The 20,572-nt window shown below is 56.3% G+C and carries 14 protein-coding genes; 7 read left to right on the top strand and 7 right to left on the bottom strand.

Features of this window, described 5'->3' with window-relative positions:
• The first annotated feature begins 185 nt into the window (after positions 1–185).
• Positions 186–1,358 carry a UDP-galactopyranose mutase gene (gene glf / locus ACT7DV_RS16685; RefSeq protein ID WP_444664268.1) on the top strand — a complete coding sequence of 391 codons (1,173 nt, stop codon included), beginning with the start codon at positions 186–188 and terminating at the stop codon, positions 1,356–1,358.
• 408 nt (positions 1,359–1,766) lie between these two features.
• On the opposite strand, the gene ACT7DV_RS16690 is transcribed toward glf, so the two are convergent.
• Positions 1,767–2,741, bottom strand: a complete 975-nt coding sequence (locus ACT7DV_RS16690; protein WP_444664270.1) for a glycosyltransferase family 2 protein — start codon at positions 2,739–2,741, stop codon at positions 1,767–1,769.
• An 851-nt stretch (positions 2,742–3,592) separates the two neighbouring features.
• On the opposite strand from ACT7DV_RS16690, the gene ACT7DV_RS16695 reads away from it, so the two are divergent.
• Positions 3,593–3,964 carry a hypothetical protein gene (locus ACT7DV_RS16695; RefSeq protein ID WP_444664272.1) on the top strand — a complete coding sequence of 124 codons (372 nt, stop codon included), beginning with the start codon at positions 3,593–3,595 and terminating at the stop codon, positions 3,962–3,964.
• 273 nt (positions 3,965–4,237) lie between these two features.
• On the opposite strand, the gene serA is transcribed toward ACT7DV_RS16695, so the two are convergent.
• Together serA and ACT7DV_RS16705 are read right to left on the bottom strand one after the other, a co-directional pair.
• A complete protein-coding gene (serA, locus tag ACT7DV_RS16700; protein ID WP_444664274.1) occupies positions 4,238–5,833 on the bottom strand; it encodes a phosphoglycerate dehydrogenase in 1,596 nt (531 codons plus the stop codon).
• A gap of 267 nt (positions 5,834–6,100) precedes the next feature.
• Positions 6,101–6,799 (bottom strand): class I SAM-dependent methyltransferase, encoded by a 699-nt coding sequence (locus tag ACT7DV_RS16705; protein WP_444664276.1) that lies wholly within the window; start codon positions 6,797–6,799, stop codon positions 6,101–6,103.
• 1,503 nt (positions 6,800–8,302) lie between these two features.
• Here ACT7DV_RS16705 and ACT7DV_RS16710 point away from each other — a divergent pair.
• The 4 genes from ACT7DV_RS16710 (at position 8,303) to ACT7DV_RS16725 (ending at position 14,177) form a co-directional block, all read left to right on the top strand.
• A complete protein-coding gene (locus tag ACT7DV_RS16710; protein WP_444664278.1) occupies positions 8,303–10,879 on the top strand; it encodes a SpaA isopeptide-forming pilin-related protein in 2,577 nt (858 codons plus the stop codon).
• Between the two features lie 87 nt (positions 10,880–10,966).
• Complete coding sequence (locus tag ACT7DV_RS16715) at positions 10,967–12,373, top strand: SpaH/EbpB family LPXTG-anchored major pilin (RefSeq protein ID WP_444664280.1); 1,407 nt, start codon at positions 10,967–10,969, stop codon at positions 12,371–12,373.
• A 145-nt stretch (positions 12,374–12,518) separates the two neighbouring features.
• On the top strand, positions 12,519–13,421 hold the full coding sequence (locus ACT7DV_RS16720) for a class C sortase (protein ID WP_444664282.1): 903 nt from the start codon (positions 12,519–12,521) through the stop codon (positions 13,419–13,421).
• Positions 13,422–13,688: 267 nt separating this feature from the next.
• Positions 13,689–14,177 carry a sunset domain-containing protein gene (locus tag ACT7DV_RS16725; protein ID WP_444664284.1) on the top strand — a complete coding sequence of 163 codons (489 nt, stop codon included), beginning with the start codon at positions 13,689–13,691 and terminating at the stop codon, positions 14,175–14,177.
• Positions 14,178–14,368: 191 nt separating this feature from the next.
• Here the strand turns inward: ACT7DV_RS16725 and ilvC are convergent, their stop codons facing one another.
• The 4 genes from ilvC to ilvD form a co-directional block, all read right to left on the bottom strand.
• On the bottom strand, positions 14,369–15,400 hold the full coding sequence (gene ilvC / locus ACT7DV_RS16730) for a ketol-acid reductoisomerase (RefSeq protein WP_444664286.1): 1,032 nt from the start codon (positions 15,398–15,400) through the stop codon (positions 14,369–14,371).
• A 104-nt stretch (positions 15,401–15,504) separates the two neighbouring features.
• Positions 15,505–16,023 (bottom strand): acetolactate synthase small subunit, encoded by a 519-nt coding sequence (ilvN, locus tag ACT7DV_RS16735; RefSeq protein ID WP_444664288.1) that lies wholly within the window; start codon positions 16,021–16,023, stop codon positions 15,505–15,507.
• A gap of 3 nt (positions 16,024–16,026) precedes the next feature.
• Positions 16,027–17,910, bottom strand: coding sequence for an acetolactate synthase large subunit (locus tag ACT7DV_RS16740; RefSeq protein WP_444664290.1), 1,884 nt, complete (start codon positions 17,908–17,910; stop codon positions 16,027–16,029).
• Between the two features lie 288 nt (positions 17,911–18,198).
• Positions 18,199–19,902: a dihydroxy-acid dehydratase gene (gene ilvD / locus ACT7DV_RS16745; protein WP_444664292.1), complete on the bottom strand. Its 1,704-nt coding sequence runs from the start codon at positions 19,900–19,902 to the stop codon at positions 18,199–18,201.
• A 117-nt stretch (positions 19,903–20,019) separates the two neighbouring features.
• On the opposite strand from ilvD, the gene ACT7DV_RS16750 reads away from it, so the two are divergent.
• Positions 20,020–20,481, top strand: coding sequence for a hypothetical protein (locus ACT7DV_RS16750; RefSeq protein ID WP_444664294.1), 462 nt, complete (start codon positions 20,020–20,022; stop codon positions 20,479–20,481).
• Positions 20,482–20,572 lie beyond the last annotated feature (91 nt).

A 20,572-nucleotide genomic window follows, 5' to 3' on the forward strand; every position in this document is an offset into this window, starting at 1 on the left:
TGCCGACCGGCCCATTTTGACGAGCCGATTGCAGGTGAAATTTTGGTCTCGGGGAACCACGTTATCAACAAAACTATTTTCAATCCTTTAGACAATATCTGTATGACAATTTGTTTACGTTAAGTACACCTCTCGTTAACCTGGCTTTTATGGCCCGTTGCAGAGGTGTGGTTAGACTGCTTTACATGGATACAGATCTATTAGTTGTCGGGTCCGGTTTCTTCGGGCTAACCATCGCAGAGCGTGCAGCAGACGCAGGCCTCAAGGTCACTGTCATCGACCGGCGCTCACATATTGGCGGAAACGCCTACAGCGAACCAGAGCCAAAAACCGGCATTGAGGTGCACCGATATGGAGCCCACCTCTTCCACACGTCCAATGAACGAGTATGGGAGTATGTGAATCGCTTCACTAGCTTCACCAACTACGTTCACCGTGTTTACTCGACGCATAACAAACAAACCTTCGCGCTTCCTGTTAATCTGCACACGATCAATCAGTTCTTCAACGCCGCATACACCCCTGACGAAGCACGGGCTTTAGTAAAGGAGCAAGCTGGAGAATTTAGTGTAGAAAATGCTAAAAACTTTTACGAAAAGGGAATCGCCCTCGTAGGCCGACCATTGTTCGAGGCCTTCTTTGCACACTACACGGCCAAGCAATGGCAAACATCCCCTGAGAAGCTTTCAGGGGATATTGTCAGCCGACTTCCAGTTCGCTACAACTATGACAACCGCTACTTCAACGACAAGTACGAAGGCCTGCCAGTCGACGGCTACACAGCCTGGATTGAAAGAATGGCGGATCACCCGAACATTACTGTTCAGCTGAATACCGATTTCTTTGATTCGAGCCAGCCATTCAACAAGAACGACATGGTGGGACAGGTTCCGATTGTTTACACCGGTCCAATTGATCGCTATTTCGATTACAGCGAAGGCTCATTGTCCTGGAGGACGTTGGACTTTGAAGAAGAAGTATTAGATATCGGTGACTATCAGGGAACTCCGGTGATGAATTACCCGGACGCCGATGTCGAATTCACCCGTATTCACGAGTTCAAGCACTTCCACCCGGAACGCAAGGACAGCTACCCGGATGACAAGACCGTCATCATGCGGGAGTTCTCTCGTTTTGCAAGCCACGACGACGAGCCTTACTACCCGGTGAACACGCCAGAAGATAGGACTGGGCTTCTCGCGTACCGCGAACTGGCAAAGAAGGAAGAGAACGTCTTCTTCGGCGGTCGGCTGGGCACCTATCAGTACCTGGACATGCATATGGCCATCGGCTCTGCCCTTTCGATGTGGGACAACCAGATTTCGAAGATTGCAGAGACCTTGAAGGTTTCGCAGTAAAGCACCACTGAATGTGGGTGTGCCCGCAGCTAGCAATTTATTGCATGCCAGCTGCGGCCACACCCACATTTGCTGTTTAAAGACGTTCTCCGGCACTCGCGCTCGGAACTTAAAAGACGCCTCCCGGCGCCTTGACCTCGGGATCCAACGGGTTGAGTCCTGGATTCCCGCGACAAGGGATACGCACAGATCAAGCATTGCAGGCCGTAGGCCGCGCTATTGGAAATGCTTCTTAAGCGGACTAAAATCGCGTGGCCTCTGAAGCCATAAATACATTTTCGTCCACAAGAAAACGAAAGACTGTCCGTGCAAATCAGCGTCGGCATTCCAACGCTTAAGAATGCATCGAATCACTGTATATCAGGTCAGGCAATTGAGACCGATACAAGGCGAGTAATTGCCCTTGAGCTAGTGCCTAGGTGGCTTCGTCTTGAGCGGAGCCATCGGTTTCCACGAATTATCGTTAGCAATTCGCTGACCGTCGAGAAGGCCTCTAAATAGGTTCGACGTCCCACGGATAGTTTTTTCAACCAAGATCAGGCGCAGTATTTCTTTGGCGAACGTGAGCGCCGTGCCGAGCGCAAAGGCACCCGGATACCACATCCCGTGGAAACGATAGTATTTCTTGAGTATTGCTCGATTTCGCATGATGTAATAGCGATACGGATCGCTTGAAGCATTGAAATGGCGAATGCCCAGATCAAGCTGCCTGATGTCGCGCGTTCTCCGCAGCACGAATTCATTGACGATAACGGCGGTGGTGATCCGCGATGCCAACCAGCCATAAAGCTGGTCATCCCAGTAGATGAAAAACCGCGGGTCAGGTAGTCCAATACGACGGACCACATCACGGTGGATGAACATCCCCTCGAAGCACCCGGAATTCATCTCTCGATACCCGGTGGCGTCAAAGTCGCTTGGTGCAAAAGGAATCGGGATGGCCAGCCGATCAGAGATTCGGTACTGCCAATAGAACTCGCTGCCGTCATAGTCGTAGCGTCGACCTTGGATGACCTGGAAACGTTCTGCCCATTTTCCCATTTTTCCAAGTCCATCTGAAATGACTTCGACATCGTCATCCATCATCCAGATCCATGAGGCGCCTAGTTCATAGGCTTTCTTCACACCGGCGTGGAATCCGCCAGCGCCGCCGGTATTCGTCGGAAGCTTCTCGTAGACGACTTCGGCATCAAGATTATCTGCATGCTTCTGCACGATCTCGTGCGTATCGTCGGCAGATGCATTGTCGATAATGACGAGGTGGCCGGGAGAAGGATCCATTGTCTGAATGCTTGTCAGAAGGCGGTCGAGTAGATGCGATCGGTTGTACGTAACGATCACGATAGCAGTGTCAGACGGGGCGAAACTCGTCTTTTCGGTCATCGCCTGGTCTCTCGATTCATCCCTCATAGCAAACCAAGATTATCCCAATTAGTAGATCCCAGCGACTTCATGAACGACCTGCGATTAGTAATAACGTAGAATCAACCAAATATTAACCTTGCGTTCACTTGAACGTTTCATAAAATTTGCCTGTGAATTCTCAGATGGATGCGGACCCTACCATCGCAAGCTTGGGATTAGCCGAATGCGCACCTCCAGTAATTCCAGCGGATAGCACGTAAATGACCGGCGCAGTTTCGAGCGGGCTCAAGCGAGAATGAAAGCTCACTTGCAATCATCTCCCCCATCCACAGACAGGCGCGCATGCGCAGCAGCCGACCGGGGCACCGCTTTTAATGTGCAGTGCCGCTACTCAATCCAGATCCTCACCAGCACCCTTCGCACTAGCGGCCATCTACGGCTCTGCATGCCAGCAGGGTTCGAGCTAGGCGTCGAAGGGGTGGATATTTCCTGCTCAATACACGTAGTCGCTGGCTGCAACGCCACAGTTACTGCCCATGACAGCCTGTACTGTGGCAATAATGGCACACCAACCCCGCAGTGATATACGGGAAACCGTGCTGGGCGAGCCCAATGGCACGGAAATAACTGCGGAGATTCCAGCGGACATTCCCGCCCCGGCGTCACCGCAAAAACCGGGTTCCCCGCTTCTGTCATTGATCCACCGGAAGACACAGCATCCCCGGACTACTTATTCTCCGGCGTACCTTCCGCCCCGTCCTCTTCTGGTGCTGGCAAGTACAACCACGCCTTAAGCAAGCCGGCGACCAACATCGTCCCCGTGCCCGGTGGCACCTACTTCAAAAGCTACGGCGCCCACACAGTCTTTAATGACGGCACAACATCTAGCAGCAATTCTGCAACCGCGGAACGTCCGCCTCATGGATCCGCAGGATCCACCGCATGACTCCCCACCGATCACGGTCCTCGACGGGAACGATACTCCGGAAACCGCGATCACCGGGGCCTGGCATCAGGCGAGGATCCAGCTCTGCTTCCTCCAGATGCGACAAGCGATGATCAAGCACCTCGCCTTGCGCCCATGTGCCTTCCCAGACCATAAGGTACTCTCCTTGGCAAAGGTATTGATGAAAGTTGCCACGACGGATCAAGCAGGGCACCGGAGCGAACATCGGCAACTCGCCCGGCGCTTGACGCCTCAGCGCCCCATAACGCTCGCGCGCTGGCATTCCTATCAATAGGCCAATAGCCGGCAGGACCCATGGCCGAACGTGCAACGGAGTGCAGATAGTGCGGGAGTAAGACTTCGAACCCTCTTTGGTTCGTCATCTGTGTACCTTTTTGGCCCAATACTTGGGGACTCTGATTCAAGTGTTAAACGAGACAACCCGCCCGCTTGACCTGGCGGGTCAGCAGACGGGTTGAGAGGGGCCAGATAATCAATCGCTCATGTTGGACACCGCATCACCAGATGGATGAGGAAGCCGATGAACGACTTGGCCTATAGATCAGCTCTAGTCTTCGAGGTTGATCTCGCGAGCTACGCTCGCGCCAATGGCAGCGCCGACAACATCGAGAACGCCGGCTGGCAAAGCCGAGTCGATGCTGATGACAGCCAGTGCTTCGGACTTCTTCTCGTCGCGGGAAACCTGCATACCGGCAATGTTCACGCCCTGCTCGCCCAGTACGTTGCCCAGCGAGCCGACAACACCTGGACGATCAGCATAGCGGACAACGATCATGTGGTCCGAGATTGGGATTTCGATCTCGTGACCATTGATTCCCACAAGCTTCTCTATCTGCTTCGGACCGGTGAGGGTGCCGGCCACGGCCAGCTGGGTTCCTTCGTTGGTGGAGCCCTTGATGGTCAACTGGTTGCGGTACTCAGGCGAATCCGGGGTGGTGATTAGGCGGGTAGCGACTCCACGCTGTTCTGCGAGCACCGGAGCGTTCACGTAGGAGACCTGCTCCGAAACGACATCCATGAAGACACCCTTGAGTGCCGAGAGCTCCAGGGCCTTGACATCAAGTTCGGCGATTTCGCCAGCAACCTCGACGTCAATGCTGGTCAGGGATCCAACGGCCAATGCGTTGAAGATGCGACCCAGCTTTTCAATCAGCGGGATGCCCGGGCGTACATTTTCATCGATGATGCCACCGGCAACGTTGACTGCGTCTGGCACCAATTCGCCGGACAGCGCCAGGCGAACCGACTTGGCGACGGATACTCCGGCCTTTTCCTGGGCTTCATCGGTCGATGCACCCAAGTGAGGAGTGACGGTGACGTTGTCGAACTCGAAGAATGGAAGATCGGTGCTTGGTTCCTTGACGAATACGTCAATTCCAGCGCCAGCAATTTCCTTGTTCTTCAATGCTTCGTAAAGTGCCGCTTCATCAACCAGTCCACCGCGGGCAACGTTGACCACGTAAGCGGTGTCCTTCATCTTGGAGAAAGCATCCTTGCCCAGCATGCCCACGGTTTCCGGGGTCCTTGGCATATGGATGGTGATGAAATCCGCTTCAGCCAAGAGCTCGTCAAGCGGCAGCAGGGTGACACCAAGCTGTGCAGCGCGTGCTGGGGTGACGTATGGGTCATAAGCGACGATTTCCATGCCGAAGCCCTGCAGGCGAGCTGCGACGAGGGCGCCAATGCGGCCCAGGCCGATAATGCCGGCCTTCTTCTCGAAGAGTTCAACACCGGTGAAGGAGCTGCGCTTCCATTCGCCGTTCTTCAGCGAGGCATTGGCTGCTGGAATTCGGCGGGCCAGTGAAACAATATGCCCGACCGTCAGCTCGGCAGCCGAGATGATGTTCGAGGTTGGAGCGTTCACCACCATGACACCTGCCTGGGTGGCAGCCTTGATGTCGACGTTGTCCAATCCAACACCTGCGCGGGCGATGACCTTCAGGTTCTTCGCTGCATTAATGGCTTCTGCATCCACCTGAGTTGCAGAGCGAACCAGGATTGCATCTACATCGGCAATGGCTTCGAGAAGCTGAGAGCGGTCCGCACCGTCAGTCTGACGAATTTCAAAGTCGGGACCGAGGGCAGCAACGGTTGCAGGGGAAAGTTGCTCGGCCAAAAGTACGATGGGCTTAATGTCAGACACGGGTGTGGCACCTTTGCGATTTCATTGGGCTGATGCTTGCAAGACAGCAGCTTCAAAAAGCCTGCCGTCGATTCAAGCGTAACCCTATGCATCCTTCGTTTTGGTGCGAAATCACGCATGTTACGCAGTGAAAACCCTACTTTGTGAAAACTTTCACTTATTACATAGAATGTGACAAGCCGAGCTTCAGCTAATCAGTTTTCTCATCACTCCAGCCCTGCTTCTGAATGCCCTAAGCCCAGGAAAGTCCTCAAACCCAGCAGGCTCTCAATTGGCCCTGAGAACGAAAAATATGAAGCTCAGGAACGCCTCCCGTTCGCGCAGCGCATCCGGCACAATCTCCTGCGGTGCGTCCTTCGAATAGGGCGGTTCCCAGATGCGCTCAATGGAGTACCCCGCATCGATCATCGACGAAACCATGGCGTGCAGTGGATGATGCCAATACGTCAGCTCAGCCGCATGCCCATTCAAAGTCACTTCGTCGCTGTATTCGGTGACCTTGAAATAGTCCGATCCCTTATGGTTCCAGGGGTAGAGAATTGGATGATTGACCGACAAGATCAATCGGCCCTTGGGTTTCAGGACGCGTCGGACCTCTTGAAGGGCGAATGACCAGTCTGGCAGATAGTGAAACACCAAGGAAGAGACGGCATCGTCAAAAGAATCGTCTTCATAGGGAAGCCGCTCCCCCAGCCGGGCCACCCGCAGATCGATTGATACGCCGAGCCTTTCCCGTGCCAATTCCAGCATTTCTGGACTGGCATCAAATCCTGTCACCGATGCCCCGCGGGATATCAATTCCCCGGCCAATGGGCCAGCGCCACACCCGATGTCCAGGATCTCGCGACCTGCGACATCAGCGGCCAATTCCAGCATGGCCGGTCGTTCATAGTAGGCATTAAGCAAACTGGATTCATTTTCCATAGCGTAATCCTTGGCGAACGAATCGTAATTGCTGGCAGCCATCTTTATACCCCTTGTTTGGATTGCTTTCGGACGAGTGTAACAACAACCGAAGCACAAAAGACGTCATGGAATGCCGAGCCGCGGTAACGTGGCCAACCAGGTGCCACACTTGACCTCTACCCCACGCCATAACTGATAACTCGCCACTTTGGACTTCGACTGGATACTCCTTGTTCCCTGCTGGCGCCCTCAGGGTGACAGACTTGAAGCACTATCAGAATTGTCAGGTCTTAGTGCCCAGCTTCTAAATTCATCCATTGCAGATCCCTCGGATAGCTATTTGCACTTAATTCTTATTTGCCGAAATAGGAAAATATTCCTGCGACACCGGCCGGCCATGAGACCGTCCAAGACCCCCCAAAGCTCCCAAAGCTCCCAGGCTGAGAACATTCGATTATCCGCCCCAAATTTTCATATACTCCGATTTTCATTTTGAACACTTGGCGAATAATATTCTGCATAATAACTCTCTGTATACCTCGAACAAATTCCCGAATCGATGATTCATGATGAGAATATTTACCGGGAATTATCGCATTGAATTGAGGGACATGGCAATCACTCAGGCAGGGCGCCGTTGACCCGATGCGGCATTTCGTCCAACGGGCACCAAGGTCGAAATAATGCTCTATCTTCAGCCTGCTGGCCTTGCACTATGCCTTGGGCAGGCCGATGCTCTCGGCGTTATATCTGCTGTAGTTCGCACTAATTGCCTGCATCTCGGCCACTTTCAAGTTGGATTCGGAAAATTCAGCGCTTCCAAGCTAAAAGTATTCTCTGGTTACTCAAAAGTAAGAACGAGTAAGCGGCTCGACTATTGAATGCAGCCTAGTTCATAACTGCCGAAAGCCATGATGTTACGCAATTCAGTGCCGAATATATAGGATTTAAAACTTTGTTGACGAAACCTATTCGGATGTATACGCTGACGGTTATAACACTCGCATAGAAGCTGGGTAGAACAGCAAAAACTTGGGGCACGTCGTTCTCTCGTGGGGATTGAACGATAAGTATTACCGGACTTTTCATTTTTGATGAACAGTTCGGCGACAGGTCACTCTTAAACGCGCTCTCAAGAACTAATCTTCCCAGCTTCACACTAAAATTTGGGGAAATCTAGTGTTTGGCAATCCTGTTGGGGACAGAATTGCGCGCCGACGGAGACGTCGCCGTGACCAATTTATGAGGACAGTTCTGCGTTCAAGAACGTACAGGACATCGTCCGTTGCGATTCTCGCATTCACTCTTATCGCTGCATCGGGCGCGGCTGCATCACCGGTACCTGCAGAGCAATCAACTGCGACCGAGGTTTCGAGCGAACCGAGTGCCTCGACGGAAGCCACGCCTTCCGATCCTGCCCCGGTTCAAAGCACATTGAGAACCGACGAGCCAGAAGCGCCGGCACCAACCGCGGAGGAAACCGTACGGCTGGCTGGACCAACGGCTAGTGCATCGAGCACGCCTGATACTGCTACCGTCCCGTCTGAAAATCCTGACCCGACGTTGGCCACGACCGTACTGGTCGAGCCGTCGGTGACGCCATCTGCAACCACTAAAAGCGAAAAGACAGTGACCCGCGTCGAGATCACGAAAGAATCCTCGACCCAAGCCCCCAGCGCGACCGCTGCAGCTTCACCGAGCGCCTCAGCAACGGCTGAACCCAGCGAATCTGCGACGGTCCAAGAGAAGCAATTGAGCGCCGGTGCGGCAGCGGCAACATGCAGCGACCCGCAATTCGGCAATTCAGTCATCGGAAATTTTGAAATCGATGGAAATCTTTGCTCGAACCTTGTAGATGACTGGACCACAACGCTTTCGGGGCCAACTGCCAATGATGGGGTTTCTGACAATACGCAATTCACCAATGGTGTCAGCGAAGGAGACTGGCCATGGAGCGCAAGCCAAACCAGTGGCGTCAACACCGCAGGTGACAAGTCCGATGTGCACAATGTCTACGCTTTGCAGCGTACCGTGGGCAATCAGGTCTATGCATACCTCGGCTTCGAACGCGCCACAGGCAATGGCACTGCGCAGCTGGTCGTGGAGCTCAATGCCCTGGGCAATTCGCCTAGCACGTCTCCCTCCCCGCAGCGAAGCACCGGCGACCTGCGGCTACTGGTCAACCAGAATGGGCAAAATGATCTGGTGCTGACTCGCGCCGATGTCTGGACATCCACTGGAACAACCAGCGGAACCTGGAATGCACTGCCGAATCTGGCCGGATTCACCGGCAAGGCGAACAACGGCATCATCAAGAATTTCAATGGAACAGCCAATCTTGAAAAAGGCCTCTTTGCGGAATTTGCGCTGAATTTGACCACGCTGTTCGGCGAAGCGGATTGCAGTGGAAATTACGGGACACTGAACATCCGCTCCAGTGCTTCTGGCGACACCTCCGCCCTTAAGGATTGGGTCATGCCGATCTCTCTGGCCATCCCGAGCACCTGTTCAAGCGTTGTTGTTGACAAGGCGTGGGTCATCGACGGGCACAGCTACGAAAACGGCAAGCAACCGGAGGGATTCGACGCAACGCTGGAACTCACCGGGCAGAACGCGGCACAATTTGGCACTGAGTATTCCAAGAAGAGCGACAACACGCGCTATCAGGCGGGGCAGACTATTACAGTTGCCGAGGCTGATGTTCAAGTCCCCCAAGGATGCGATTACGAGGCATCCGGGGATCTCGGGCAACATGCTCTTGCCGTTGGCAAGAACAGCTACTTGGTGACAAATACCGTGACCTGCACGCAACTGACATTGGTCAAGAAAGTCATTGGCAACGCCGCGGCTGATAGCTGGACGCTGAAGGCCACAGGTCCCACTGCACTGGCAGGCAGTTCCGGAAGCGACACGGTAACAGAAGCCCCGGTTTCGCCCGGCGACTACACCTTGTCGGAGTCCGATGGTGCACCCGGCTACCAGCTCACCAATATCGACTGCGGAAGTTCTCATCCTGTTTCGGAGGCCCACGGTGTGAGCATCGCTACGGGAGACAAGGTCACGTGCACCTTCACCAATACCGCCGAAGTCGCACTGACCGTGACCAAGACATGGATAGTCAACGGCGAGGAATACGCAAACGGGGACCAGCCCGTTGGCACAGCGCAGCTCAGCGTTGATGGGGCCGAGAAGGAATTCGGCACGGAGATCAACGGCTACCTCGTCGGCGACGACGTGGTTATCGAGGAAACCGTCTCAGATCTTCCGGACTTGTGTTCCGTCCTGACCTCCATCGACGGGGTCGAGACCGACCAAGCAACGCACACTATGACGGTTACGCCAGATCCAAACGTCGTTGACGTCGTCAATACGGTGGACTGCGTGCAGCAGCTGACACTGGTCAAGGAGCTGGATAATGACGACTTCTCCGGCACCTCGCAGGTCTCTGATTGGACGCTAACTGCAACCAATACCGCAGACCCTGCCGTCACAGCTACCGGCATGACAGGCCAACCGGCCATCACCGAAGCGCAGCTTCCTGCCGGAAGCTATGCACTGGCCGAGTCCGGGCCCGCCGGGTATGAGGCAGGCGCGTGGAACTGCACCGGAACTGGTGAGCAAACCGGAGAAACCATTTCATTGGAACTGGGCCAACAAGCCACCTGCACCATCGTCAACACGGCCAAGCCAGGTTCCGTGACGTGGACCAAAACCGACACACAGGATCGCCTTCTGGCCGGTGCCACGTGGACACTCACCGGCCCGGCTGGCGAGCACTCCCAATCAGTGGAAATCACTGACTGCACCGAGGACCCCTGCGCGGGAGCAGACCGGGACGCAGCTGCCGGCAAGTTCACCATCGAGAACTTGGCCTGGGGCGATTACACCCTGGCCGAATTGCTGGCACCTCCTGGTTACCAGCGAGATGACACCATCCATGAGTTCACTGTTCAAGGCACGGCATTGCAGGTTGAGCTTGCTGCCGTAGTCAATGAGCAGCAGGTTGGTCCGGTTCTACCGCTCACCGGCGGTTTCGGACGTGACCACGTTTATCTTCTAGGCGCAGCGATCCTGATCTTGGGGTTGAGCGTACTAGGAGGCAGGTTCTGGAAGACTCGGCGCGATCGCATGATCCGCTAGTTGAACGAACCGCCGCATAAGCCGCGGTACCGGTATTAATTGGGGGCCGGTACCGCAATCATTCGCAATTCGTTATGAGGAGTAATTGTGTTCAGCGAACAACGACTCGGCAAGTTGATTGCCGGAGCAAGCGCGCTAGCGCTGGCTGGGGCGGGGTTATTGGGGGCCACCGCCGCTGCTGCCGACGATGCACCGGGCATTGATTCGGGCATGACCGGTTCCATAAGCATCCACAAGTCCTCGGCTACGCCGGGCGAGGCGGGCGATGGCAATGAAATCACTCCAGATCCAGGCCTGGACAAGGAACTGGCCGGGGTTGAGTTCACCTTGCAGCAGGTGCTGCATGATGGATCACCCATTGATTTGAGTACCGCTGAAGGCTGGGAACTCTCGGAGGCAGTGACGTCTACCGGAAGCGCGCCATCGCTTCCCTCCGCTGAATACACGCTGGGAGCAAGCACAGCGACGACAACGGACGCCTCGGGGGTGGCCACATTCTCCGGCTTGAATTTGGGACTGTACCTGGTCACCGAAACCAAGTCCGGCGACAACTTGATCAGCCAGAAACATGATCCGTTCTGGGTAACTGTTCCATATCCTAATGAGGATGGGTCGTGGAACTACAACGTTCACGTGTATCCAAAGAACCTGCTTAATGAAATCAACCTGAGCAAGACGGTGGACGACACCGCTCAGCTGCTGGGCGACAACGTCACGTGGACGCTGGAAACGACTGTTCCCGCTTCTGATCTTCCTTACGAGTCATTCACCCTCACCGACGTGCTGCCTGCGCAATTGACCTTCGTCTCCTGGGGCGCGCTTTCGCTCAACGGCGCACCACTGGATGCGGCCGATTATGAAATCTCGGCTGACAATACGGAGATCTCGTTGACCGGTTCCGGACTGGCAAAGCTTGATAGTGCAGGGGAAGCCACCTTCACCATCAGCATGGTTACCACGGTCAATGCCATCCCCGAGGACGGGAAGGTCGTCAACGAGGCGAGCCTGACCATCAACGGGACTACGGTCAAGGATCCTGCCAACACCAACTTGGGCACCATCAAGCTCATCAAGACGGATGAAGGCGACCAGATTCTGGCCGGCGCAAAGTTCGAGCTCTACGCCGAGGCACCCGTAGATGGTGAACCGACTGGTGATCCGATCGCCACTGCCACGACCAACGACAGCGGCGAAATCATCTGGCAGGTCCACGTGGGTATCGATGATGATCTCACCGAAACCTATTGGGTGCGGGAGACTGTTGCTCCGGCAGGATTTGTTCTTCCCGCTAATCCGTGGTCCGAAGTCCCAGCGGTGGATGCAGGTGCCACCGCCGAGCTGACAATATCCAACCACAAGGCCGATGGACCGGATCTTCCACTGACCGGTGCACAAGGTACCTTGCTATTCACCTTGGCAGGTATCGGCCTCATGGCTGTAGCCGGTGGTGCGGTATTGGTACAGCGGCGAGCACGCCAGCGCCGCGCTGAGTAAGCCAAGACCAGCATATTCATGCTGGCAGGCCGCTGAAGTGGGAGGACGGGGATTAATCGTTCTCCCGCTTCTGCGGTTTAACTCCCGGCACAAGTTTGCCAAGTTCGCCACGATCACCGTCCGCACCTGAGTAGAGGAGCATTCCATGTCCGCAGTGGACCAGAAGGACACGAACACCACGAAGGCCCCCCGGGGCTGGAAGGTGCCCGTCGCGACCTTGGCTATTGCGAGCGTATTTCTTCTTGGCGCGCTGACACTGCTTTATCCATCCACTGCCAGTTGGTTTGCCCAGTACAACCAGTCCAAGACCATTGGCATGATCTCCTCCGAAGTATCACAAGATGAACCGGATTGGTTGCAGGCAGAGCTGGACAAGGCACGCGAGTACAACCAGCAACTTGTCGGAGGCGCGCTTCTCTCCCCCGCTAGCAATGTACCGACTAGCGACGGGCGCCAAGGCAATAGCCAGTCCTACGATGAGCTGCTCAAAGTATCTGATGATGGCCTGATGGGACGCTTGAGAATTCCAGCGATCAACGTGGACCTGCCCATCTACCACGGCACCGATGCCGCAACCTTGGAGCACGGAGTCGGGCATCTCCAAGGAACAGCTTTGCCCGTGGGCGGCATCTCCCAGCATTCGGTGCTCACAGCACACCGGGGCCTTCCAGATGCAACGCTGTTCAATGATCTTCCAAAGCTGAAAATCGGGGATACCTTCACCATTGAAGTGCTCGGAGAAGTGCTCTCCTATCAAGTAACCGAAACCCAAACTGTGCTCCCGGATGAAACCAAATCCTTGGTTCCCCAGTACGGGAAAGACCTAGCTACGCTGGTAACTTGCACCCCTCTGGGCATCAATTCACATCGAATGCTCGTCACAGCCGAACGCATTCTGCCCACGCCGCTTGAAGATCTCAATTCTCTTGGCAAGGCACCTGACATTCCAGGTTTCCCCTGGTGGTCTGTGTTTGCCGGGGCCGTCGTGCTGGCAGCCGCAGCCTGGGTTTATTTCGCCGGACGCGATCCTAGTTTGAAGCGGCCATGAGCTTTCATGATGCGAATAGATCTTGGCAAGGTCGCTTTTTCCATTAACCCGGTGGCGTGGATATTCACGAGTGAAGAATTGATCCTTCCGTATTAGAATCAATACTGGAACATTCAAGTTCTTCACTCGTACCCTGAATGATGAGGAAAAATGACAAACATTGTTAGGCGGTCGCTTGCTGTCATCGCAGCCTGCGCTCTCGCTTTCTCAGGTGTCGCAGTAGCTTCAGCAACACCGCTACCGGCGTCAGCGCCGAGCATCGGTATCGTGGCAGCAAAAAAGTCTGCACCGGTCACCATCAAGAAAATCGGTAACAAGACCGTCAAGGGCAATGCCAAGGCAACTATCAAGCCAAGCTACGCCAAAGCCAAGAACGTCAAGATCAAATCAGCTGTCCTGACAGTCACCAAGGGCAAGAAGACCGTTGCCAAGAATAAGAAGTCGGTCAAGGTAGCCGCGGGGACTTACAAGGTCAAGACCACCGTAAAGTACCAGCTCAAGGGCAAAACTTCAACGGTATCTAAAACTCAGACCTTGACTGTGAAAAAGGCAGCTGCCAAGCGCTCGGTCAAGATGAGCGGAAAGTCCTACAGCTGCCCCTCCGGATTCCCGGTCAAGGGAAACCGCACCGGCAGCCAGAAGGAATGGAAGTACCACGTACGCGGCGGAGCGTACTACGAACGGACAAAGCCTGAAGAGTGCTTCAAGACTACTGCCGATGCCCGCAAGGCCGGCTACCGGGCTTCGAAGCGCTAGCCACATACACGGAGTCCGCCAATACCAGCAACCCGCAAGAAAGCAGCCCGGTTTGCCCCCAAGCTTCGGAGGCAAACCGGAATGCTTTTCGCATTGCACGGTCGCAACGAAAAGGTCCGGTTCTCTATCCCCAAATGGGATAGAGAACCGGACCTTTTGTCAGCTATCGCAAGTAGAGCGAGCGCCGGGGATTAGCGGGCGACGGAGCCGTCCACGTAGTCATCTGCGGACGAGTCCGAGATCCAGGAGAACAGCGAGCGCAGTTCGCGGCCGGTGGTCTCGATCGGGTGGGACTCGCCCTTGGCACGCAGTGCCTTGAACTCCGGAGCGCCAGCTTTCTGGTCTTCCATGAAGCGGTTGGCGAAAGCGCCGGACTGGATGTCAGCCAGGACAGCCTTCATGTTTTCCTTCACCTCAGGGGTGATCACGCGTGGGCCGGAAACGTAGTCGCCGTACTCAGCGGTGTCCGAGATGGACCAGCGCTGCTTTGCGATGCCGCCTTCCCACATCAGGTCAACGATCAGCTTCAGCTCGTGCAGCACCTCGAAGTAGGCGATTTCCGGCTTGTAGCCAGCTTCGGTCAGAACTTCGAAGCCGTACTGGACCAGCTGCGAGGTACCGCCGCAGAGCACAGCCTGCTCGCCGAACAGGTCGGTTTCGGTCTCTTCGGTGAAGGTGGTCTCGATAACGCCGGCGCGGGTGCCGCCGATGCCTGCTGCGTAGGACAGGGCCAGTTCCTTGGCGCCGCCGGTGAAGTTCTGCTCCACGGCGATCAGGTCAGGGATGCCACGGCCTGCTTCGAATTCGCGGCGCACGGTGTGGCCTGGAGCCTTAGGGGCAACCAGGGCAACGTCGACGTTGGCTGGTGGCTGGATGAAGCCGAAGCGGATGTTGAAGCCGTGGCCGAAGAACAGGGCGTTGCCCTCTTCCAGGTGCTCGGCGATCGACTCGGTGTATACCTGGGCCTGGACCTGGTCCGGGGTCAGGATCATGATGACGTCGGCCCAGGCAGCAGCCTCGGCGACGGTGGCGACCTTCAGGCCCTCGGCCTCGGCCTTGGCGCGGGACTTGGAGCCCTCGGCCAGGCCGACAACAACCTCGACACCCGAGTCGCGCAGGCTCAGTGCGTGCGCGTGGCCCTGGGAACCGTAGCCGATGATGGCTACCTTCTTGCCCTGGATGATCGAGAGGTCTGCGTCGTCTTCGTAATACAGATCAGCCACTGTAGTTCTCCTTATTTGTGCTCTGGCTTTTTAGCTCATTTTCTAAGCTAGGTGCCAAGTATCTAAAATTTGTAGTTCGTGTCCGTAGAAGTCTTCTGTGCGCCCTAGGCGCTCAGGGTCTTCAATGCGCGGTCGCTCATGGACTTGGCGCCGCGGCCTACCGCAAGGGTGCCCGACTGGACGATTTCGCGAATGCCGAAGGGCTCCAGCACTGCCAAGAACGCATCGATCTTCGCTGCATTGCCGGTGGCCTCGACCACCAGCGAGTCCGTGGACACATCGATGACAGAGGCACGGAAGAGTTCCGCAGCCTGGGTCACCTGCAGGCGGGTCGCCGCGTCGGCGCGCACCTTGATCATGATGTGGTCGCGCTGCACCGAGGTTTCCGGAAGCAGCTCGACAATCTTGATGACGTTGATCAGCTTGTTCAGCTGCTTGGTCACCTGCTCCAGGGAATCCCCCTCGGCGTCGACCACCACGGTCATGCGGCTGATGCCGTCAATTTCCGTGGGGCCCACAGCCAGCGAGTGGATGTTGAAGGCACGGCGGGCGAAGAGGCTGGCTACTCGGGTGAGTACACCGGGAACGTCTTCAACCAGTACCGACAGAGTGTGCTTTGCCATGTTCTAGTCCTCCTCTTCCCAGTCCGGGGTCATGCCCCTGGCGATCTGGATCTGGTCGTTGCTCACGCCCGATGGAACCATCGGCCACACCATCGAGTCGGCCGAGACGACAAAGTCGATCACCACGGGACGGTCATTGATTTCCAATGCCTTGGCAATGGTGGCGTCGATGTCCTCGTCGCGTTCGCAGCGCAGGCCCACGCAACCGTAGGCGTCGGCAAGCTTCACGAAGTCGGGAACGCGCGCGGTCCCGTGCCCGGTATTCAAATCGGTGTTCGAGTACCGGGAATCGTAGAACAGGGTCTGCCACTGGCGAACCATGCCCAGCGACGAGTTGTTGATCACCGCGACCTTGATGGGAATATTGTTGATCACGCAGGTGGCCAGTTCCTGGTTGGTCATCTGGAAGCAGCCGTCTCCGTCGATGGCCCAAACCACGCGATCCGGCTGTGCAACCTTGGCACCCATTGCCGCAGGGACCGAGTAGCCCATGGTGCCCAGCCCGGCCGAGTTCAGCCACGAGCGCGGGCGCTCGTACTTGACGAATTGGGCGGCCCACATCTGGTGCTGTCCCACTCCGGCAACATACACGCCTTCTGGCCCGGTGAGCTCGCCAATGCGCTGGATGACGTGCTGTGGCGCCGAGAGCCCGTCCTGGGTCTCGGTGTAGCCGATCGGGTAGGTCTCGCGCAGGCGCTTGAGCAAGCCCCACCAACTGGAAAGATCCTGCTGCGGTTCATTCTCGAAGCGCGTTGCGCAGGCTTCTTGCAGCTGCGGGATGATTTCATCCAGCGAGCCTACAATGGGCACATCCGCTACGCGGTTCTTGGAGATTTCCGCAGGGTCGATATCGGCGTGGATCACCTTAGCGTTCGGGGCGAAGGAGGAGAGCACACCGGTGACTCGGTCATCGAAGCGGGCTCCGAGGGTGATCAGCAGGTCCGACTGCTGCAGAGCGGTCACCGCGGACACTGCACCGTGCATGCCGGGCATGCCCACATGCTGATCGTGCGAATCCGGGAAGGCACCGCGGGCGGTCAGGGTGGTAACCACTGGCGCGTTGATGTATTCCGCGAATTCTTTGAGCTGCTCGTGGGCATTGGCCTTGATCACGCCGCCGCCGACATACAGCACCGGGCGGGTTGCCGCGGCGATCAGCTTGGCTGCTTCTCGAAGCTGCTTGTTGTGGCCGCGAGTCACTACGCGGTAGCCGGGCAGATCCACCTTGGGCGGCCAGGAGAAGGTCATCTCCGCCTGCTGCGCGTCCTTGGTGATATCCACCAGCACCGGACCGGGGCGTCCGGTCTGTGCCAGGTAGAAGGCGCTGGCCAGAATCTTGGGAATATCTTCCGCGTTGGTGACGAGGAAAGCGTGCTTGGTGATCGGCATCGTGATGCCGACAATGTCTGCTTCCTGGAATGCGTCAGAGCCGATAAAGGCGCTATTGACCTGACCGGTGATTGCCACCATTGGCACCGAGTCCATATTGGCATCGGCCAGTGCGGTGACGAGGTTGGTTGCGCCTGGTCCGGAAGTAGCGATGCATACGCCAACTTCCCCGCTCACCATGGCGAAACCCTGTGCGGCATGGCCTGCACCCTGTTCGTGGCGGACCAAGACGTGGTTGATCTTGGTCGAATCCATCAGTGGATCATAGGTGGGAAGGATGGCCCCACCTGGTAATCCGAAGACGTCTTTGACGCCCAGTTCTTCCAGCGAGCGGACGATGGCTTGTGAGCCCGTCATCTGTGTGGGAGCAACGATATTATTCGGACCCTGTACCGGGTTCGAAGCTTCCACGACGGAAGAGACAGCGGCGGCGGCATCCTTAGATCGATTGATTGACTTCGCAACCGACGCCGGATTGGCTGGTGTTGAGCTGCTCATCGGGATCCTTTCCATTTCTATCTCTTCGTTTGCGCATAAAAAACGCCCCGCGGCCGTCACTACTGACGAAAGGGGGCTTGCGCGTTACCGATATTCTGTCCGCTTAGTGCGACAGCGTCTCAGGCTCCGCGCCTGATAACTAGTAGAACATCGAAGTTTGTTTGCATGTCTCTAGTTTTCTCTACCCAAGGATAAAGTTCAACTAGACACCCCGTTCATCTCATTATATGAGATGGATGTCCAATGAGTGGACGCTTTTGGCGCCCAGCCACCTGGACCACGGCTTCATTAGCCGCAATATGCGCCTGTCGAAGCCGAATTTACCAATTTTGCATACTTGGCTAAGACGCCCGAGGAGAACTTGGCGGGAAGCGGCTTCCAGCCAACCTTTCGGGCTTCCAGCTCTGCAGGATCAACCAGCAAGTCGAAGCTGCGGGCGGAAATGTCCACGCGAATCCGGTCCCCGTCGTGCACAAAGGCAATGGGCCCGCCGTCAACGGCCTCAGGGGCCACGTGCCCAATGCACAGCCCGGTAGTACCGCCAGAGAAGCGGCCATCGGTGAGCAGCAGGACGTCCTTGCCAAGGCCTGCACCCTTGATGGCACCGGTAATGGCAAGCATTTCACGCATGCCAGGTCCGCCCTTGGGACCCTCGTAGCGAATGACCACAACATCACCGGCCTGGATCCGCCCGGCATCCAGCGCTTCGAGGGCGCCTTGCTCCCTCTCGAAAACCCGCGCGGTTCCCTCAAAGACATCCGCATCGAAGCCAGCGGATTTCACCACGGCCCCTTCCGGGGCCAGGGAACCATGCAGCACCGTGACACCACCGGTTTTGTGGATGGGGTTATCCATGGCTCGAAGAATCTTGCCATCAGGATCCGGTGGCGCAATGCTGGCCAGATTTTCGGCGACAGTTTTTCCAGTCACCGTCAAGCAGTCGCCGTGAAGCAACCCTGCATCGAGCAATGCCTTCATCACTACCGGCACGCCGCCGATGCGATCCAGGTCGTTCATGACGTAGCGGCCGAATGGCTTAAGGTCTGCCAGGTGCGGCACCTTGTCGCCAATGCGATTGAAGTCGCTCAGCGACAGGTCGACCTCGGCTTCCCGGGCAATGGCCAAAAGGTGCAGCACGGCGTTGGTTGAGCCGCCAAAGGCCATGGTCACGGCGATGGCGTTTTCAAAAGCCTCTTTGGTCATGATGTCGCGGGCGCGAATGCCCTTGCGCAGCATTTCCACCACGGCTTCGCCCGAGCGGTGGGCAAACATGTCGCGGCGCCGATCAGCCGAAGGCGGCGCGGCCGAACCTGGCAGGCTCATGCCCAGCGCCTCGCCGATGGATGCCATGGTGTTTGCGGTGTACATGCCGCCACAGGCGCCTTCGCCCGGGCAGATGGCTCGCTCAATGGCATCCAGGTCTTTTTCGCTCATGCGTCCTGCGGCACAAGCGCCGACCGCTTCGAAGGCGTCGATCAGCGTGACGTCTTTTTCCGTGCCGTCTTCGAGCTTCACCCATCCTGGCATGATGGATCCTGCATAGAGGAAGACCGACGAAAGGTTGAGCCGCGCTGCGGCCATGAGCATGCCCGGCAGCGACTTGTCGCAGCCTGCCAAGAGCACGGAACCGTCCAGGCGCTCAGCCATCATGACTGTTTCAACCGAATCGGCGATGACTTCCCGGGAAACAAGCGAGAAGTGCATGCCCTCATGTCCCATGGAAATGCCATCGGATACCGAGATGGTTCCGAATTGCATCGGGAAACCTCCGCCAGCGTGGACGCCTTCTTTGGCTCCCTGTGCAAGGCGGTTCAACGAAAGATTACAAGGGGTGATTTCGTTCCACGAGCTGGCAATGCCAATTTGCGGTTTTGCGAAGTCATCATCGCCCATGCCGACAGCGCGCAACATGCCTCGCGCTGGAGCGGCGTGGATACCATCGGTGACCACACGGGAACGTGGTTTGATATCTGGCGTAGCATCCTGGCTCATAAATCTCATTCTAGTTGTCAATATGACCAATCGGATAACCTATGACGCAACCGTGACACATTTCGATAAATGTTATGACTGATCAAATTGTCCAAACTTATCGGTAGAGTAGGAGTCATGGACAACCGCCCAGACGAAAATCCAGCCGAGCAGGTCAAGGCCCGTCTCCACGAGGCCTTCGACTCGCAGATCCCTAATTTCGCCAGCTACAACCTCGTAGCTGGAACCGGAACTGCCGGATCTGGAGGGCTAAAGGTCATTGGATATCGGCGCCAACCAGCAGAACTCATCATTGCCCCGGTCAACGCGAACGATTTGCGCGCGTCGGAAAACGCCATCAACGTCAACAACACCAACGTCAACCAGCTCGCCGAACTCAGCGATGGCGGCTACGAAGTTGCTACCTCAACTGGCAGGGTTTTCCGATTCAGCATTCCAGAAAAGCTGAGCATCGATTACCACATCGATGATGCCGTCACTGTTGGCGCACAAGTTGACCAGGAATCCGATGCCCACGACTTTGCCGACTTCATGGACCACTTCATGAACACCATCGAAGGCACCGAGAACTTCGTATAACCGCAGAGCCGGAGATTTACTCCGGCTCTTCAGGAAAAACGGTGGATGCCCGCTTGGGCATCCACCGTTTTTTATTCCTCCGCGCTATGCG

Origin of the sequence: Glutamicibacter sp. TV12E (assembly GCF_052441935.1) — a bacterium.
In the GTDB taxonomy this organism is placed as follows: Bacteria; Actinomycetota; Actinomycetes; order Actinomycetales; family Micrococcaceae; genus Glutamicibacter.

Coding starts and splice junctions, on each gene's coding strand:
- ACT7DV_RS16720 (WP_444664282.1), top strand. CDS start 12,519: ATGTCCGCAGTGGACCAGAAGGACACGAACACCACGAAGGCCCCCCGG.
- ACT7DV_RS16690 (WP_444664270.1), bottom strand. CDS start 2,741: ATGACCGAAAAGACGAGTTTCGCCCCGTCTGACACTGCTATCGTGATC.
- ACT7DV_RS16740 (WP_444664290.1), bottom strand. CDS start 17,910: ATGAGCAGCTCAACACCAGCCAATCCGGCGTCGGTTGCGAAGTCAATC.
- ACT7DV_RS16750 (WP_444664294.1), top strand. CDS start 20,020: ATGGACAACCGCCCAGACGAAAATCCAGCCGAGCAGGTCAAGGCCCGT.
- ilvD (WP_444664292.1), bottom strand. CDS start 19,902: ATGAGCCAGGATGCTACGCCAGATATCAAACCACGTTCCCGTGTGGTC.
- glf (WP_444664268.1), top strand. CDS start 186: ATGGATACAGATCTATTAGTTGTCGGGTCCGGTTTCTTCGGGCTAACC.
- ACT7DV_RS16705 (WP_444664276.1), bottom strand. CDS start 6,799: ATGGCTGCCAGCAATTACGATTCGTTCGCCAAGGATTACGCTATGGAA.
- ilvN (WP_444664288.1), bottom strand. CDS start 16,023: ATGGCAAAGCACACTCTGTCGGTACTGGTTGAAGACGTTCCCGGTGTA.
- ACT7DV_RS16695 (WP_444664272.1), top strand. CDS start 3,593: ATGACGGCACAACATCTAGCAGCAATTCTGCAACCGCGGAACGTCCGC.